Origin of the sequence: Flavobacterium sp. ZE23DGlu08 (genome assembly GCF_030505335.1) — a bacterium.
Classification (GTDB): Bacteria; Bacteroidota; Bacteroidia; order Flavobacteriales; family Flavobacteriaceae; genus Flavobacterium; species Flavobacterium algoritolerans.
This window is the reverse complement of record NZ_CP130045.1, coordinates 337,924-354,892: the sequence shown is the minus strand read 5'-3', so window position 1 is coordinate 354,892 and position 16,969 is coordinate 337,924. Positions and strand designations below refer to the sequence as shown.

The 16,969-nt window shown below is 33.5% G+C and carries 16 protein-coding genes; 6 read left to right on the top strand and 10 right to left on the bottom strand.

Annotated elements, in window-relative coordinates; all coding sequences use genetic code 11:
* The 9 genes from Q1W72_RS01590 to Q1W72_RS01550 all read right to left on the bottom strand — a co-directional run bounded on the left by Q1W72_RS01590 (position 1) and on the right by Q1W72_RS01550 (position 9,051).
* A complete protein-coding gene (locus Q1W72_RS01590; RefSeq protein WP_302136969.1) occupies positions 1 to 1,254 on the bottom strand; it encodes a TolC family protein in 1,254 nt (417 codons plus the stop codon).
* The gene (locus tag Q1W72_RS01585) at positions 1,241 to 3,178 is read right to left on the bottom strand and encodes an efflux RND transporter permease subunit (RefSeq protein WP_086452983.1); all 1,938 of its coding nucleotides are present in this window, start codon (positions 3,176 to 3,178) and stop codon (positions 1,241 to 1,243) included. The genes Q1W72_RS01590 and Q1W72_RS01585 overlap by 14 nt, the downstream gene beginning before the upstream one ends.
* An 11-nt stretch (positions 3,179 to 3,189) precedes the next feature.
* A complete protein-coding gene (locus Q1W72_RS01580) occupies positions 3,190 to 4,470 on the bottom strand; it encodes an efflux RND transporter permease subunit (protein ID WP_086452984.1) in 1,281 nt (426 codons plus the stop codon).
* A 5-nt stretch (positions 4,471 to 4,475) separates the two neighbouring features.
* The gene (locus tag Q1W72_RS01575; RefSeq protein WP_086452985.1) at positions 4,476 to 4,946 is read right to left on the bottom strand and encodes a heme-binding domain-containing protein; all 471 of its coding nucleotides are present in this window, start codon (positions 4,944 to 4,946) and stop codon (positions 4,476 to 4,478) included.
* 1 nt (position 4,947) lies between these two features.
* The gene (locus tag Q1W72_RS01570) at positions 4,948 to 5,682 is read right to left on the bottom strand and encodes a DUF3347 domain-containing protein (RefSeq protein ID WP_086453000.1); all 735 of its coding nucleotides are present in this window, start codon (positions 5,680 to 5,682) and stop codon (positions 4,948 to 4,950) included.
* A gap of 190 nt (positions 5,683 to 5,872) precedes the next feature.
* Entirely contained in the window at positions 5,873 to 6,499 is a 627-nt protein-coding gene (locus Q1W72_RS01565; protein ID WP_086452986.1) for a heavy metal-binding domain-containing protein, read from the bottom strand.
* A 103-nt stretch (positions 6,500 to 6,602) separates the two neighbouring features.
* Positions 6,603 to 7,655: a YncE family protein gene (locus Q1W72_RS01560; protein WP_099715380.1), complete on the bottom strand. Its 1,053-nt coding sequence runs from the start codon at positions 7,653 to 7,655 to the stop codon at positions 6,603 to 6,605.
* Positions 7,656 to 7,683: 28 nt separating this feature from the next.
* Positions 7,684 to 8,529 (bottom strand): DUF3347 domain-containing protein, encoded by an 846-nt coding sequence (locus Q1W72_RS01555; RefSeq protein ID WP_099715381.1) that lies wholly within the window; start codon positions 8,527 to 8,529, stop codon positions 7,684 to 7,686.
* 153 nt (positions 8,530 to 8,682) lie between these two features.
* Positions 8,683 to 9,051 carry a hypothetical protein gene (locus Q1W72_RS01550; RefSeq protein ID WP_086452989.1) on the bottom strand — a complete coding sequence of 123 codons (369 nt, stop codon included), beginning with the start codon at positions 9,049 to 9,051 and terminating at the stop codon, positions 8,683 to 8,685.
* A 741-nt stretch (positions 9,052 to 9,792) separates the two neighbouring features.
* On the opposite strand from Q1W72_RS01550, the gene Q1W72_RS01545 reads away from it, so the two are divergent.
* From Q1W72_RS01545 to Q1W72_RS01520, 6 genes are all read left to right on the top strand, one after another.
* On the top strand, positions 9,793 to 10,149 hold the full coding sequence (locus tag Q1W72_RS01545; RefSeq protein ID WP_086452990.1) for a hypothetical protein: 357 nt from the start codon (positions 9,793 to 9,795) through the stop codon (positions 10,147 to 10,149).
* 155 nt (positions 10,150 to 10,304) lie between these two features.
* Entirely contained in the window at positions 10,305 to 10,667 is a 363-nt protein-coding gene (locus Q1W72_RS01540) for a heavy-metal-associated domain-containing protein (protein ID WP_086452991.1), read from the top strand.
* 28 nt (positions 10,668 to 10,695) lie between these two features.
* Positions 10,696 to 11,184, top strand: a complete 489-nt coding sequence (locus Q1W72_RS01535) for a TlpA disulfide reductase family protein (RefSeq protein ID WP_086452992.1) — start codon at positions 10,696 to 10,698, stop codon at positions 11,182 to 11,184.
* 1 nt (position 11,185) lies between these two features.
* A complete protein-coding gene (locus Q1W72_RS01530) occupies positions 11,186 to 11,713 on the top strand; it encodes a heavy-metal-associated domain-containing protein (protein WP_254906629.1) in 528 nt (175 codons plus the stop codon).
* Positions 11,714 to 11,715: 2 nt separating this feature from the next.
* Entirely contained in the window at positions 11,716 to 12,522 is an 807-nt protein-coding gene (locus tag Q1W72_RS01525) for a hypothetical protein (protein ID WP_086452994.1), read from the top strand.
* Between the two features lie 155 nt (positions 12,523 to 12,677).
* Entirely contained in the window at positions 12,678 to 14,648 is a 1,971-nt protein-coding gene (locus tag Q1W72_RS01520; RefSeq protein ID WP_302136955.1) for a thioredoxin family protein, read from the top strand.
* Positions 14,649 to 14,884: 236 nt separating this feature from the next.
* On the opposite strand, the gene Q1W72_RS01515 is transcribed toward Q1W72_RS01520, so the two are convergent.
* Positions 14,885 to 16,906, bottom strand: coding sequence for a heavy metal translocating P-type ATPase (locus Q1W72_RS01515; RefSeq protein ID WP_302136953.1), 2,022 nt, complete (start codon positions 16,904 to 16,906; stop codon positions 14,885 to 14,887).
* Between the last annotated feature and the right edge of the window lie 63 nt (positions 16,907 to 16,969).

Below are 16,969 nucleotides of genomic sequence, written 5' to 3'. Positions count from 1 at the left end.
TTATTTGGTTTCTAATTGTTTTTCAATTTCTACTTGTGCTGCCAAAATATTTTGCAATTTATCTAAAGCATCAATTTGAGCCATATTTAATGCTTCCCAAGCATCGAGAGTGGCAAATAAATCACCGGTGTTATTTTGCCAAGCCAAAATTGCTGTTTCATAATTTTTCTTCAAAGCAGGGATAATACTTTTTTGGGCAACTTCGTATTGTTTTTTTAAAGCGTTCAATTCATTGCTCATACCCGAAATCATTCCTGTGGCTTCATTCAATATCATTTCTTTTTGCCAATTGAGACTTTCATTTTTAATATGATAACTATTGATGTTGGCTTTATTCATTTTGGTTGACCAAGGCATAGGAATGGTAATCATTCCCATTAAGGAGAACTGTTGAGGTTGTGTTCCAAAAGCAAACATATGGTCGTATTTTATACCAAACTCGGGCAATAATTTTGTTTTTTCGGCTGCAATTTTGAGCTGATTTATTTCCATCGTTTTTTCTATGGCTTTCACATCGCTTCGGTTTTTAGAAAGAGAAGTTGTATCTGATATGGCCAAATTAAAATCTTTTATTTCGTAAGTTTCATCAATTTCAAATTTGGTGTTTTTATCTCTTGCCATCAAGGTGTTTAGCATAATTCGCTTTTGGGAAATGTCATTTTGAAACATTAGAATCATACTCTCTAATGCGCTGTATTGCGATTTTGCTTTGTAATAAGTAGGCAATTTATCCATATTATACTGGTAGCGTATTTCCATACTTTTAATCATATAATCTAAAAGCAACAAATTATCATCGGCTATTTTTATTTTTTTATTTAAAACCAACCATTGATAATAATTTGTTTTTGCCAATGCTTTCAATTGATTAACTGTATAGTTTTTGTTTTCTTTTTCAACAGATGACATTGCATTCATAAGATTAAAATCAGCTTTTAACTTTGATGCATTGGGTATCATTTGCGTAACACCCAACATATAATTTCCCATTCCTTGTCCCATTTCGCTTGCTTTCCAAAGATTGGAATTGTAAGGAGTCATAAAGAAACCCGTTTCCACTTGTGGTGGCATCCAACTTCTGGCACCTTTTGCCGCTGCATCCATACTTTGAATGTCGGCATCGTACATTTTTAGTTGAGGATTGTTTGTCTTGATTGTACTCAAGACATTATCCAAGGAAAGTGTTTGTGCTGCCAAATTAGTGGCGCTCAAAATCAAACAACTTATTGCTATATATAATTTATTCTTTAACATCTATAAGATCTATTTTTCCTTTTGTTCTTAATTCTCGAAGTTTTACCATTTCAAAAACAATCGGTGTTACTAATAATACATAAATCGTGGAAGTAATTGTACCTCCAATTAGTGGAACAGTAATGGGAAGCATTATATCAGATCCTGTTCCTGTTGCCCAAAGAATAGGGATTAATCCAAATAAGGAAACTGAAACCGTCATCAATTTTGGTCTTAACCTTTTGGCTGAACCATCAATAATATATTGTTTCAATATTTCTTCAGTTATGGTTTCCTTCGTGTTTCCGTACTTTTCTACCATTTTATTCATTGCTTCATTCAAATAGATGGTCATTAACATTGCCGTTTCGATTGCCATTCCAAACAAGGCAATAAATCCAACGGCAACAGCAACGGATAAATTAATGCCATAAAAATAAACCATAAATATTCCTCCAATTAAAGCAAAGGGTACTGTAATCATCGTGATTAATGCCTCTTTCATTGAATGGTACGTAAAATATAAAACAAGAAATATAATGACCACAACAATAGGCAGTATTAAACTTAATGTTTTGTTGGCTCTAATTTGATTTTCCCATTGACCGCTCCATTCCACATAATATCCTTTTGGCATTTTAGTCATCATTGCATCGAGTTTTTTCTGCGCCTCTTTTACAGTACTTCCTAAATCACGTTCCCGAACATTGAACAACACAGTGCCCCGAAGCATTGCATTTTCGCTATTTATCATTGGAGGGCCATCACTTATTTTTACATTAGCTACAGTTTCTAATGGTATTGGGCCAAAATCCATTGTTTGCACCTGTAGTTTTTTTAAGGCTTCAATGCTGTTACGGTATTCTTGAGCATATCTTGCATTTACAGAAAAACGCTGTCTTCCCTCGATAGTCGTGGTTAGTTTCATACCTCCAATAGAAGCTTCAACCACATTATTAATGTCGTCTATGGTCAATCCATATCTACCAATAACGTCTCTTTTTGCTTCAATGTCAATATATTTTCCGCCTGTTATGGGTTCCGCATACAAATCTTTAACTCCAGAAGTTCCTTCCAATGTTTTTTTAATTTTTTGAGCCAAAACATTGATGGTGTCTAAACTTGCTCCGTAGATTTTGATTCCTACATCGGTTCTGATTCCTGTTGAAAGCATATTGATACGGTTGATAATAGGTTGCGTAAAACCATTGGTCACACCAGGGATTTGCAGTTTGTTGTTTATTTCCGTGATAATATCATTCTTGGTTTTGTCTTCTCGCCATTCTGCTTGAGGTTTTAGCAAAATAATGGTTTCAACCATACTTATTGGACTGTTATCAGTTGCCGTATTTGCCCTGCCTGCTTTTCCCAACACGTGAGCCACTTCGGGAATCGACTTAATCAATTTGTCTTGAACTTGAAGAATTCTCTTTACTTCGGAGTTGGATACATCGGGTAAGGTTACTGGCATAAACAGTACAGATCCTTCATCTAAAGGGGGCATAAATTCTGAACCTAAACGAGTAAACATTAATACACCAATCAGCAAGGCAATGATGTTGATGCCCAATACCGTTTTCCTCCATTTTAAACAAAAAATCAAAATGGGTGTATAAATGCTTTCCAATTTTTTGTTAATTGGATTTTTATTTTCTGGACGAAGTTTTCCTTTTAGTAAAAAACTAATTAGCACTGGTACAAGTGTAATGGCTAAAAAGGCATCAACTATCAGAATAAAAGATTTCGTCCAAGCCAATGGTCCAAATAACTTGCCTTCCATTCCTGTGAGAAGAAATACAGGCAAAAAGGATGTAATTACAATTATTGTTGAGTAGAAAACACCTGGGCCTACTAATTTGGAAGAGCTTTCTATAAGCTTCAACTTATCTTCAGGAGATAGTGGATCGTTTTCTTTTTTGAATATATTTTTAATTTTATTTTTCATCTTATTTCCAATTACTGATTATTGTCCATTTCTTCTTGTTTCTCCGAAACTGTCCTGTAGGCATTCTCAACCATTACAATACCATCATCAACAACAACACCAATTGCCAGAGCAATACCCGTTAATGACATAATATTAGATGAAATGCCAAATGCTTCAAGTAAAATAAAGCCAATAGACACAGAAATAGGTAATTGAATGAGTATAATTAAAGCACTTCGCCAATGAAAAAGGAAAAGAAGAACCACAAGAGAAACAGTAATCATAATTTCGATTAAAGTTCCTTTAACTGATGCGATTGCTTTTTCTATTAAATCACTTCGGTCATAAGAGGTTTTAAAAGTAACCCCTTCAGGCAATCCTTTTTCAACTTCTTTCATTTTTTCCTTGACTGCCGTTATTACCTTATCAGCATTTTCGCCATAACGCATTACCACAATTCCGCCAACAACTTCACCAGTGCCATTTTCATCAAAAATACCTAGTCTCAAATCGCCACCCATTTGTATTGAACCAATGTCTTTAACTTTTACAGGAACGGAATTATAATTTTTAATAGCAATCTCTTCCACGTCCTTTATGTTTTTGATATATCCTAATCCTCTTATAATGTATGACATATCACTCATTTCGAATTTTCGCCCACCAACATCGTTATTATTAGCCTTGACTGCATTCATCACTTCCATCATACTCACATTGTAGTACTGCATTTTCAAGGGATCTAACACTAATTGGTACTGTTTTTCAAAACCCCCAAATGATGCTACTTCAGCCACGCCGGGAACAGTTTGTAATGCAAATTTCACGTACCAATCTTGTAAAGCTCTTTGTTCTCCCAAGTCCATACCGTTAGCCTCTAAATGATACCAAAAAACGTGACCCACACCTGTGCCATCGGGTCCAAGTGTTGGAACTACATTTTGAGGCAACAAGCGTTGGGCATAATTTAGTCTTTCCAATACACGGGTTCTTGCCCAATAAATATCGACATCATCTTCAAAAATGATGTAAACAAAGCTCATCCCAAACATAGATGCGCCTCGAATGTTTTTAACCTTAGGAATACCTTGCAGGTTGGAAACCAAGGGATATGTTACTTGGGCTTCGATAACCTGTGGACTTCTTCCCATCCACTCCGTAAACACAATAACTTGATTTTCGGATAAATCAGGAATGGCGTCAATGGGGTTTTGTTGGACGCTGTAAACTCCCCAAGCAAATAAGCAAGCTGAAACCAGCAAGACAACGGCTCGATTTCGTAGTGAGAATGTTATTAATTTTTCTACCATAATGTTTAGTTTTCTAATGAAAGACTATCTTTTGTTTTATTTATCCAATTGATTACTTCCTCTTTTTGAGCAGGTGTTACTATTGCATTTTTATGAAGTAACGTGTAGGACGCTAAGGGCATTTCATCAGATTTTATTTGTTTGATGATAGCTTCTAATTTGTTTTCTTGTTTTCGCTTGGAGTACTTTCCAAATTCATTAAAGTTCAAATCCTTCTTACCATCTTTAATGTGTTCTTCCATAAAAAACCGTGCTGGCTGAATGTAAGAATATAATGGATAATTAGTATTGTTACTGTGACAATCGTAGCAAGATGTCCGTAAAATAGTTTCAACATTTTTAGGAACATCGTACATTTTTGTAAAATTTGCAGTTAATTCCTGCTCATAACTTTCATTACGAGCAGGTTGATATAACTGCATCAACAAAAAAATAACAAACCCGATTATGAGTATTTTCTTGATGATTTTTTTCATTTTATAATTGTTTTTTCATAGAACCACAAGTAAGCATTTTCGAACCGTAGTATGGATTTTTTATTTCTTTGCTTTCACTTATCCAAATAGCCCCTTTTCCTTCATTATACATAGGACAAAAATCTTGATATAGTTTTTGTTTTGCTCCAAATATTTTTATCAAATCATTCACATCTTTACTCAACATCGCAAAATGTTCTCTTTGGTGGTCAATTTTCCCACCATTATCACCAATGTGTTCTGCCTGTTCTTTAGCATCATCAGAAATATCAATATATTCTGTTTTCAATTTTGGATCTATTGCATTGGTATTGACTTTATTGAAAGTTGCATATAATGCTTTACCCGCATTGGCTGCTCCTTTTGTATCGTCTTTTGTGAGTGCGTTTTTGAGTTTTAAATAGCCAGAGATTATTTCGCTTGTTGAAAATGTTGTTTGGGTAACCGATGTAGCTTCAGTATTAACTTCAACTGTTGTTGTATCATTATGACTATGACTACCATCAGTATGATCATGAGCTGCTTCATTTTGTACAACTGGTTCGGTTAATTCCATTCCACATTTTGAACATTTTTCACCTTTTTTTCCTGTAACCTCTGGGTGCATAGGACACGCGTATAATTGCGAGGTACTCTCTGTTGTTTCCGAATTAGTTGTTGCAGCTTCTTTATTTTTTTGATTACAAGAAACTAGTACAAATGCCATCGCTATGGCTGAAAGGATTAGATTTTTCATTTTATTATTTTTTTTAATTGATATTGTTGGTATTTGCAACATTTTTTGATGAATATTTTTTTGAAAACCCATTTTTATATAGAAATTAATTTTTTCGTTTTATAGGGTCATTAAAATCATTGCATCCTTATTATTGGTATCATGTGCATTGAATTAAACTAAAAGGAAATTTAAAATTTATGCGACTGGATTATTTTTTCTTACCCTCCGTTTTAGTCATTTCCATTCCACATTTAGGACATTCCCCCGGTTTGTCAGAAGTTGAGCCATCCATTGGACAAACATATTTTGTTACAATTTTAGTTTTAGGTTGACTGCCTTTTGTAGCGTGAGTATCTATCTTTTCGGTAATTTTTACCATTCCAGTTCCACATTTAGAACATTTCCCTTCGGTATCAGAAGTTGAGCCGTCCATTGGACAAACATATTTTGTTACAATTTTAGTTTTAGGTTGACTGCCTTTTGTAGCGTGAGTATCTATCTTTTCGGTAATTTTTACCATCCTAGTTCCACATTTAGAACATTTCCCTTCGGTATCAGAAGTTGAGCCGTCCATTGGACAAACATATTTTGTTACAATTTTAGTTTTAGGTTGACTGCCTTTTGTAGCGTGAGTATCTATTTTTTCAGTGGTTTTTACCATTGTCATTCCACATTTGCTACATTTTCCTTCTATTAAACTCACTTCTTCTGGATGCATTGGGCAAGTATAAGTTGTTTTTTGAGCTTCCTTTTGCGAAGATTTTGTAGCTTCTTGAGCTGATGCTACTGTGCTAACTGCTAAGAATACGCTTAGTACGATAATTAGATTTTTCATTTTTTACAGTTTTAATTAATTGTTTATAATATTAACACTGATCAATTGCAAGCCATTTTAATCGTTTATCAAATTTACATTTGATATTTTAGAAATTAATAGTTTACATTTTTATTACAACCCCATTTGGTTTTTTACCAACATTGATTGTTTTAGTAACGGTATGATTGGTAACATTTACAACAGAAACTGTATTTGCTGTTTGGTTGGTTACATAGGCAGTGTTTCCGTCCATAGTGAAAGAAATTGCGTGAGCACCAGCACCCGTATTAAAAGCGCCACCGTGCATCCACATCATCATACCAGCATCCCAAGTCCAATAATGTACTTTTCCATTCATTGGATCTGAAACCCATAATTCGCTTTTTGTTCCGTTGTGTGAGGCAATTCCGGGCATAAATCCTAAAATAATAGTTTGGTCAACGGCATTTGTAGCTACATTTATAACAGAAATAGATTGTCCGTCTTCGTTATCAACATACATTTTACCATCTGTACCAGTCCAAGCTCCAACAGGATTGTTACCAACTGTAACCGTTGCAACTACTGATTTTGATGCTACATTGATTACTGAAACGTTATCATCATCGCCATTAGCAACATAGGCTTTTGTCCCGTCCGAAGAGAAAGTTAATTCTGCAGGCATCATACCTACAGTAATTGTACTTTTCAACGCATAAGTTGTAGCGTCATACACCAATACTTTTCCGTTCATATCCATTTGAGGCACCCAAATTTCTGCACCATTTGGAGAATAAATAGTATTGTGGTTCATTACAGGTAAACCCATTTTTTTAACAATTGAACCAGTTGTTGCATCAATAACAACAAGTTTACCCGACATAGTTCCTGTCACTGCGTGTCCTGCGCTTAAATCCATTCCCGGAACTCCAATTGCAAGATGATTTGAATGTGAAGAAATATGGTGTGGCCACATTATCATATCTGTACCGGTTCCCATCAATGGAATAGTTCCTGTAACTTCATTAGTTGATAATTTGATTACTGAAATTGTTGCATCTTCACCATTGACAACATACGCTGCTGGATAATTAACGTTTAATGCTGCATTTGTCATATCCATATTATCATCTTTATTACAAGATGATAAAAGTATTGCTCCAATTATTGATGCGGTAAAAGATATATTCTTCATTTTTTAAAGTTTTAATTTTATTATTTTATTATTTTATTGTTTCTACTGTTTTACCACAACTCAACATTTGTGATCCGTAGTAAGGATTTTTAACTGTATTTTCTTTACTTAACCAATTGGCATCTTGCATCGGGCAATATTGATAATAAACCGGTTCAGTAAATTTTGAAACTTTTATCAACTCATACGTATTTTTAGATAATGATTTGAAAAGTTCTCTTTGCTTTTTGATATCCTGTGTTTCAGAAATATTTTTTGCATCAGCAGTTAAATCTTTATAAACTTTCATCCAAGTCATATGTACATCCATTTTCAATGTTTCCATTTTTACGACAGTGATTGCGGTTAAAAAATCTTTTGACTTTGCAGAAGCCGTTTTACTATCTGTTTTTACCAAGGCATCTTTCAATGAAAAATAATTATCGAAAACTGGTTTTAGTTGGTCTGTTCCTTGGTTTTCAGTCATTGTAGAATGGTCGTTCATTTCCATTTTAGTTTCTTCGGATTTTGTTTCCGTTTTTACTGCAACTTTTGCTTCACGATCGTATTGACAACATCCCGGAAGTTTTGAATATGCAGCATCTGGAGCAAGGAATTTTTCGCTATCATAACCCGCAAGTGCAATACGTTTTAAGATTTCATCCTGATTGGTTTTTTTAGCATCATAAGTAAGCGTAGCCATTTTGGTGTCTTTATTCCAATCAACATTGGCAATTTTCTTGAGACTTCCTGCTTTTTCTATGGTGGTTTCGCACATTCCACAATTCCCGAATATTTTTACGGTTTCAGTTTTAGCGTTTTTGATTTGCGCATTAGACACTGTGAATGATAGCAATAGAGTTATTGCCATCACTATTTTTTTTAGTGATTTCATTGTAAAATAATTTTAAATTGAATTAGTTAAACAAGAACAAAATGACAGCACAACAAAGCCAGCCTTTTGAAAATGAAATTAACTGAGAAAGTAAATGATTTAAAGCAATAATTGCTTTTGATTTGACACAATTATGGCTATCAAATTTAAAATTTAGCCTATTTTTGGTATAAGCCATAAAGAATTGAAACCAGAAGAAATGGAGGTTTCGTAATTGTAAAAATTTTGTTTTTCTGAAAAGAAATTAAAAATATTTTTATTAAAGTTCAATTCATTAATAGAAACAGATGTGTTGCAAGAAGAAGCACAACCACATTTAGAATGGCTGCATTTTCCTCCACAACCTTTATGATTTTTATTCTTCGAATGATTATCACCTTCGCAACAATCTTTTTTATCTGTTTTAGAAGAGATTTCTTTTTTGCAAGATTGTTTTTCTGAATTGTTTCCACACGCAAAAGTTACCATTGGCATCAAGAAGAAGCCAAGTACAACGATTAATAAAATGTGAAACTTTTTCATTTGTATAGAAAATCTAATATTGAACAAAGTTAGAGAAATAATCTTAATTTTCAATAAAGACTTGTTAAAAAAATTTCATCACTACTATTTTGTTTTGATTTATATTCTCATTAAAAGTATTATTAGGGAAGCAAATAGATGAAGCAAATAGATGAAGCAAATAGATGAAGACTAAACTACTTTAATCTTTGTTATGAGTGTTAATCTCATCTATGTAAAATTTTAAATCATATAAATGGATTAATTCCTCATTATAATCTGGTATTTGAGCCAGTTGATATAAATTTTAGTTTTTCAGGAAAACTATTATATCGAAATTTTGAGTTTTCTCATCATAATCTAAAGTTAGAAATTTGAATTCACTAGCTTTTAATGTGATTTCATGGAAGATATATGACTATTCAAATCCATCGATAATTTTATCAATTCTTTCCGTTTGTGGAATAAAAGCGATGAATTTCCAGTTCTTCAGTTGGGATACGTTATCAATTAACTGGTTTCATAATCAACAATTATATTTCTTTTAATTTGTAAAAATTACTAATCTACATGTTACAAGTGTTCAGTAAATTAAAAACGATCTTTTAGTCCTAAAAACAAAAATACTGATTATCAATTAATTAAACTGTTTTTATTTCAGCGGGGTGTCACTAAACATAATTGAAGAATCAATTATAATAGAACATTTACAAAAAAATTAACATTCGAGTCAGCTAATAAAATTGTAGATTTGTGCCCAGTATGACAAAAAAGTTCTACATATTGCTACTCGTTATGCTTGGTTTTCTTTTGGGACCAACGCTTACTTATGCGCATGGGACAAAAAAAGAAATGCCATGTTGTAAAAAAGAATTTACAGTAAAAGACTGTTGCAAGAAAAAAGATTCTAATAAGAAAGAACACAATTGCGATAATAGCTGTGTAGGTAATTCTTGTGGTTGCCCAACTGCTTACTGCGGTTATTCCTCGATACTTTCTTTCCAAACAGAAAATAATTCTCTTTTTAGTTTTTCAGAAAGGAAACAAAATTACTATTATTCAGAAATCTTTATTTCTTCAGATTTCCGTTCTATCTGGCTTCCACCTAAAATAAGCTAGATTCATTTCCTGACAGTTACAAATCTGTCTAATCCAAAGCCTGTTTTATGGCTTAAAAAATCATTAAATATTAATCCAATCAACGCTATTCATAGCTCTAAATACTATGGTTTCTGTCATGCTCTAGGATTAATTCATTCAAAATTATAAAAACAATGAACTCAATAAAAAAATTATTGATGGCAATGACTCTATTGCTATCAGTCACTTTCGCCAGCGCGCAAATAAAAAACAAAACAACTGAAACCGTAAAAATCAATGGTAATTGTGGCATGTGCAAAAAAACTATTGAAACGGCTGCAAACATTGATAAAGTTGCCAAAGTAAATTGGGACACGAACACCAAAACCGCTACAGTTACCTACGATACTAAGAAAACCAATCTTGATGCCATACTAAAACGTGTTGCAGATGCTGGATATGACAATGAAAAATTTAGTGCCCCAAATGCTGTTTACGATGAATTGCATGGATGTTGCCAATATGATAGAGAAGCAAGTCCTAAAAAAGCGGAGTAATCATAATCAATCATTTAAATTAAATTTCATGTTCAAAATAAAAAATATAATCACATTACTCTCCCTGATAGCAACTGTTTCTATAGCAAGTGCACAAATAAAAATAGGAGATTCTTTTCCAGATGTTCAGCTTCAAAACAATAAGAACGCTACAGTTAAACTAAATACTTTTAAAGGAAAAACAGTTTTGGTAGATTTTTGGGCATCATGGTGCGCACCTTGCCGAATGGCTAACAAAAAATTGGTAAAAATGTATGACCAATACAAAGGTCAGAATTTTGAAATTGTTGGAATTTCAATTGATATCGATAAATCAAAATGGTTAAAAGCCATTGAAAAAGACAAAATGAAACACCAGCAATTAATCGACCCGAAAGGTTTTGATGCCAAAACGGCTGTGGCTTTTGGAGTTGAAGCACTGCCTGCAACCTATCTTTTTGATGCATCAGGAAAACTGATTGCCATAAACCCAACCGAATCACAAATAATTGCTCAAATCAAAAAAAACAAAAAATAAAATGAAAACATTACATATAAAATTCGTAGCCGCTGCACTTTTAGTATTATTAACTGGTGTAAAATCATATTCTCAAATCACTAAAGTCAAAATAATGGCAACGGGATTAACTTGTTCTATGTGCTCTAATGCGATAAATAAACAATTAAAATCTTTTACCGAAGTAGATAGTATTGGTACTGATTTAAATTCAAATACGTTTACCGTTTATTTTAAAAAAGATAACTCATTACAACCTAAAGTATTAAAAAACGCTGTTGAAAAAGCTGGTTTCTTTGTAGGTTCTATGGTTTTGACTGCAAAGTTTCATACGCCAACAATTGAGGATAATACAACCTTAAAAGTTGATGATGTAACTTATAATTTCATTGATATTAAAACCCCAGTAGCTCATGCAGAAACAAGATACAGAGTTCTGGATAAAGGTTTTGTAACCCAAAAAGAGTATAAAAAACTAGTTAAATCATATTCTAAATATCCTGGTTATGCTACGGAAAATGAAAATGATTATTATTTAAAGACCCTATAAAAATGAAATATCTATCAATTGTTTTCTTATTACTTATTTCATTCAAAATAGATGCACAGGAATTATTTGTAGTAACCGAACCCGCTAGTAATGTTCCGGCGGGTTCTATTGGGGTTCGGGTTGGTCAATCTCTTATGAAAAATCAACTGGAAAGTGGGTCTATGTATAATTTAACGCCCGAAGTTACTTGGGGAATAAATAAAAATATCATGGTTCGTACCTCAGCTTTTCTTAGTAACCAAGAAAATGGATTGGGGCTTAAAGGTGGTGGTTTTTATGCTAAATATCGTTTCTTTTCTGTAGATGATTTACAAAGTCATTTTAGGATGGCTGTCTTTGGACGATACAGTTATAATAACTCTTTTATTAATCAGGAAGCTATAGACTTAATGGGAGGAAACTCTGGTTACGAAGCTGGTCTGGTAGCTACTCAGTTAATCCATAAAGTTGCCATAAGTTCTTCTGTAAGTTACGCGCGGGCACTTAATAACAGTGATTATAGCTTTCCGGATTTTTTGGGTAACAGCGCAGTAAATTATACGTTCTCAGTAGGGAAATTAATGTATCCAAAAAATTATACAAGTTTTAAACAAACCAACATCAATGCGATGCTGGAATTTACTGGACAAACGATAACCGAAAACGGAAAATCATATCTGGATGTAGTTCCTTCGATTCAGTTTATCATTAACAGTCAGGCGAGAATTGACCTTGCATACAAAAAAGAATTGTATAGCTCGATGCAACGTGCCACATCTGATGGTGTTTTCTTAAAACTGGAATATACTTTTTTTAATGTGACCAAATAAATTACTTCGCCAAGATTTTAATTTAAATCTAAAGTTCATAAAATAAGTGTTTCGATGGCAAAAGACCATCGAAACACTTCCTATGGCTTATCGGGAAATGACACGTGTAAAATCAAATTATCACCAGAACAAATCGTTCTGATTAAACTTATAAAATGAAGAAAATTTTTTATTTATTGCTCTTGGGCTTTGTTTTTGTCAAAGTCCAGGCACAGATTATAGATCCTGTGAAATGGGAACCTAGAATCGAGAAGAAATCCACCTCAGAATATGTACTTACTTTTAATGGTAATATCGAAGCAGGTTGGCACGTATATTCTCAATTTACACCTGAAGATGGTCCTCTTCCTGCCGAATTCATTTTTCATGATAACAAAAGCAATTATGAATTTATTGGAAAAGCAACCGAAAGTGAAACCAAACGAGAGTTTAATGAAATCTTTGGTGTCGATGAAATCTTCTTTTCCGATAAAGTTACTTTTACCCAATTAATCAAACAGATTAATCCAGAAAAGGAAATTATACAAGTAGAGCTTTCTTACCAAGTATGCAAGGAGAACTGTATTAGCGAAACAAAATATTTTGAGTTTGATATTAAAACGCTTGAAGCAAAAGAAATCCAAGCTGCGGATATTGTAAATGAGAAAACTACTAAAACTGATGCGAATTCCACAATAGAAAAACAACCAGAATCGAAAGAATCTGATTCGAGTTTATATATGATTTTCTTTATCGCTTTCTTATCTGGTTTTGCAGCCTTGCTTACTCCTTGCGTATTTCCTATGATTCCCATGACAGTAAGTTTCTTTACAAAACAAAGTAAAACCAAAGCCAAAGGGATCAAAAATGCGATTATTTATGGTATTTCGATTATCTTGATTTATGTATTTTTGGGAACAGTAATTACCTTAATTTTTGGTGCCGATGCACTAAATGCATTATCTACCAATGTATGGTTTAATGTTATTTTCTTTGTATTATTAGTTGTATTTTCGTTATCATTTTTAGGTGCTTTCGAAATCATGTTACCTAATTCTTGGGCAAATAAGGTAGACCGTCAAGCGGATAAAGGTGGAATATTAGGAATCGTATTCATGGCATTGGCTCTTGCAATCGTTTCCTTTTCTTGTACCGGACCAATTATAGGAACTTTACTGGTTGAAGCAGCTTCCAAAGGAGGTATCGCACCAATTGTAGGAATGTTAGGTTTTTCTTTTGCTTTAGCATTACCCTTTATGTTATTTGCCATGTTCCCAGGTTGGTTAAATACATTACCAAAATCTGGCGGATGGTTAAATACAGTAAAAGTATTTTTAGGTTTTATAGAATTAGCTTTAGCATTTAAATTCTTGTCTAATGCCGATTTAGTATTGCAATTGCACTGGTTTGAAAGAGAAATATTTTTAGCCATTTGGATAGCGATATTCGGTACTTTGGCATTCTACTTATTCGGAAAGATAACTTTGCCACATGATTCTCCTTCATCTTCTATTTCGGTAGGACGTTTATCTGTTGGATTATTAATATTGGTATTTACAATATATCTTATTCCAGGTTTATGGGGTGCTCCATTAAAATTAATAAGTGGCTTTCCTCCACCTATGACCTATAGCGAATCTCCATACGGTGTAGGCGGCTCCAACAGAGAATCTACATCAGCAATAGCATTACCAGACGGAGCACATAAAGGACCACATGATATTATGGCTTTTACCGATTATGAAAAAGGATTGGCTTATGCCAAAAGTGTAAACAAACCTATTCTCTTGGATTTTACAGGATTTGCTTGTGTAAATTGCCGAAAAATGGAAGATTATGTTTGGTCGGATCCTCGCATTTTATCTATTTTAAATAATGAAGTAGTTCTTATTTCACTATATGTTGATGACAAAAGAGAATTGCCTATCGAGGAACAATATGTCTCTAAAGAAACTGGCAAAAAGATAAAATCAATAGGAAACAAATGGAGTGATTTCCAAATCACTCGTTATAAGGCAAACGCTCAGCCGTATTATATCATTTTGGATACAAAAGAGAAAAGTTTAAACCAACCAGTTGGATATATGCCAGACATTACTGAATATGAACAATGGCTGAAATATGGCATTAAACAGTTTCAAAAATAGAAAAAAGCTGTCTAAAATGATTTGGACAGCTTTTTTTATAACGCAATATTTTTAGGGTTAAAAATAATAACTTTTAAAATACTTTGATTTTATTGGGTAATGGTTCTAGTCTCTAATGAGAAAAAATCTTGTAGTGTAGATGGTTCTTGTTGTGCAGGAGGAAAAACACCTCCAAAAAAATCATAAATATTTTAAAGAGCGTCCCTATTAATGGACGCTTCTTATTAATATCAGATTTAAAACTTCATTCGCTGTATTCTAACTGCATTCAAAATTGCTAATAACGCTACACCCACATCGGCAAAGACAGCTTCCCACATGGTTGCTAAACCACCCGCACCTAGCACCAAAACAATCCCCTTTACCACAAAAGCCAAAGTAATGTTTTGCCACACTATTTTCTTCGTCTGTTTTCCTATGTTTATTGCTGTGAATATTTTATGCGGTTGATCGTTTTGAATAACAATGTCAGCAGTTTCAATTGTTGCATCACTTCCTAAACCGCCCATTGCAATGCCGGCATCGGCAAGGGCAACTACTGGCGCATCGTTTACACCATCGCCAACGAATGCAATTTTTAGGTTTTTTAATTTCAATTCCTCTACTTTTTCCACCTTGTTTTCCGGTAATAAATCGCCATAAGCCTGGTCAATGTTTAATTCTTTTGCTACTGCATCTACAACGGCTTGTTTATCACCTGAAAGCATTACAGTTTTCACGTTTATTTTATGTAAACTGTGAATCGCTTCTTTGGCATCTTCTTTGATTTCATCAGCAATTAAAAAATATCCTGCATATTTTTGATTGATTGCAATAACAATAATCGTGAAAGGTGTAGTATCGATTTCTGGATCATAAATGATATTGAATTTTTTCATCAGTTTTACATTCCCTGCCAAAATTTCTTTTCCATCTACTTTTCCTTTAAGACCATGACCTGCAATTTCTTCTACGTCGGTAACTGTTGCTTCTTTTTCTGAACCTTTTGCATATTCGATAATAGCAGTTCCAACAGGATGGGTCGATTTAGTTTCTAGTGCTGCTGTATATTTTATTAAGTCGGCTTCGGAAATATCCACAGCAACTACTTTTTGTACTTTGAAAACCCCTTTGGTCAGCGTTCCTGTTTTGTCCATCACCACTACTTCGATAGATGCCATTAAATCCAGAAAATTAGATCCTTTAAACAAAATCCCATTTTTGCTTGCAGCACCAATTCCTCCAAAATAACCTAACGGAATAGAAATCACCAATGCACAAGGACAAGAAATAACCAAGAAAACTAATGCTCTGTACAACCAGTCTCTAAATACATAATTATCGACAAAAAGCATTGGTAATAGACAAATTCCAATTGCTAAAAACACAACTATAGGGGTGTATATTTTAGCAAATTTTCGAATAAATAATTCGGTTGGTGCTTTTTTTGCCGTTGCTTCCTGAACCATTTCAAGGATTTTAGACAATTTGCTATCGGTATAAGCTGTTGTAACTTCAACTTGAGCAACAGTATTTAAATTAATCATTCCCGCAAGAACAGTTTCCCCTTTTTGTTTCGTGTCAGGTTTGCTTTCACCTGTTAAAGCTGCGGTATTTAAGGAAGCACTGTCTGAAAGCAATTTTCCGTCTAATGCTAGTTTTTCTCCGGGTTTTAATTGAATGATTTCTCCAATAGTGATTTCGGATGCTTTTTTATCAATAGTATTTCCATCTTTGATGACTGTAGCGGTATCTGGTCTTTGATCTAATAATAATTTAATGTTTCTTTTTGCTCTTTGAACTGCCAATGCCTGAAATATTTCGCCAATAGCATAAAACAACATCACAGCAACTCCTTCAGGATATTCTCCAATGGCAAATGCTCCAATAGTTGCAATTCCCATTAATAAAAATTCCGAAAATATTTCTCCTTTGCGAATACTTTCAAAAGCTTCTTTTATTACTGGAAAACCCACAGGCGTATAAGCTACTATATACCAAACAATGCGTGTCCAGCCTGTGAACCAAGATTGAGTAAAATAGTGGTCAAAACCAATAGCGATAAGTAATAGCACAAGGCTTATTATTGCAGGCAAGAACATTTGAAAAGTAGATTTTTCTTTGGCTGAATTTCCTTGACCATCATCATCAGAATGATTTTCAGGACCATTATCAGTACAGGAACATTCTGTTTGTTTGTTGGTTTTGTTATTTATTTCTTCTTCCGATGTGCAACAAAGCTGTTTGCCATTTTCATCGTATTTGTGTTGATGTTTCATTTTTTAGATTGATTAACCCATTAGGGGTAATTAGTTTTTTAATTTTTAGTGAACCGCTATTTT

What these genes read in the sequence shown, in the direction of transcription:
- Q1W72_RS01590 (WP_302136969.1), bottom strand. Translation starts at nt 1,254, where the DNA reads ATGTTAAAGAATAAATTATATATAGCAATAAGTTGTTTGATTTTGAGC.
- Q1W72_RS01585 (WP_086452983.1), bottom strand. Translation starts at nt 3,178, where the DNA reads ATGAAAAATAAAATTAAAAATATATTCAAAAAAGAAAACGATCCACTA.
- Q1W72_RS01580 (WP_086452984.1), bottom strand. Translation starts at nt 4,470, where the DNA reads ATGGTAGAAAAATTAATAACATTCTCACTACGAAATCGAGCCGTTGTC.
- Q1W72_RS01575 (WP_086452985.1), bottom strand. Translation starts at nt 4,946, where the DNA reads ATGAAAAAAATCATCAAGAAAATACTCATAATCGGGTTTGTTATTTTT.
- Q1W72_RS01570 (WP_086453000.1), bottom strand. Translation starts at nt 5,682, where the DNA reads ATGAAAAATCTAATCCTTTCAGCCATAGCGATGGCATTTGTACTAGTT.
- Q1W72_RS01565 (WP_086452986.1), bottom strand. Translation starts at nt 6,499, where the DNA reads ATGAAAAATCTAATTATCGTACTAAGCGTATTCTTAGCAGTTAGCACA.
- Q1W72_RS01560 (WP_099715380.1), bottom strand. Translation starts at nt 7,655, where the DNA reads ATGAAGAATATATCTTTTACCGCATCAATAATTGGAGCAATACTTTTA.
- Q1W72_RS01555 (WP_099715381.1), bottom strand. Translation starts at nt 8,529, where the DNA reads ATGAAATCACTAAAAAAAATAGTGATGGCAATAACTCTATTGCTATCA.
- Q1W72_RS01550 (WP_086452989.1), bottom strand. Translation starts at nt 9,051, where the DNA reads ATGAAAAAGTTTCACATTTTATTAATCGTTGTACTTGGCTTCTTCTTG.
- Q1W72_RS01545 (WP_086452990.1), top strand. Translation starts at nt 9,793, where the DNA reads ATGACAAAAAAGTTCTACATATTGCTACTCGTTATGCTTGGTTTTCTT.
- Q1W72_RS01540 (WP_086452991.1), top strand. Translation starts at nt 10,305, where the DNA reads ATGAACTCAATAAAAAAATTATTGATGGCAATGACTCTATTGCTATCA.
- Q1W72_RS01535 (WP_086452992.1), top strand. Translation starts at nt 10,696, where the DNA reads ATGTTCAAAATAAAAAATATAATCACATTACTCTCCCTGATAGCAACT.
- Q1W72_RS01530 (WP_254906629.1), top strand. Translation starts at nt 11,186, where the DNA reads ATGAAAACATTACATATAAAATTCGTAGCCGCTGCACTTTTAGTATTA.
- Q1W72_RS01525 (WP_086452994.1), top strand. Translation starts at nt 11,716, where the DNA reads ATGAAATATCTATCAATTGTTTTCTTATTACTTATTTCATTCAAAATA.
- Q1W72_RS01520 (WP_302136955.1), top strand. Translation starts at nt 12,678, where the DNA reads ATGAAGAAAATTTTTTATTTATTGCTCTTGGGCTTTGTTTTTGTCAAA.
- Q1W72_RS01515 (WP_302136953.1), bottom strand. Translation starts at nt 16,906, where the DNA reads ATGAAACATCAACACAAATACGATGAAAATGGCAAACAGCTTTGTTGC.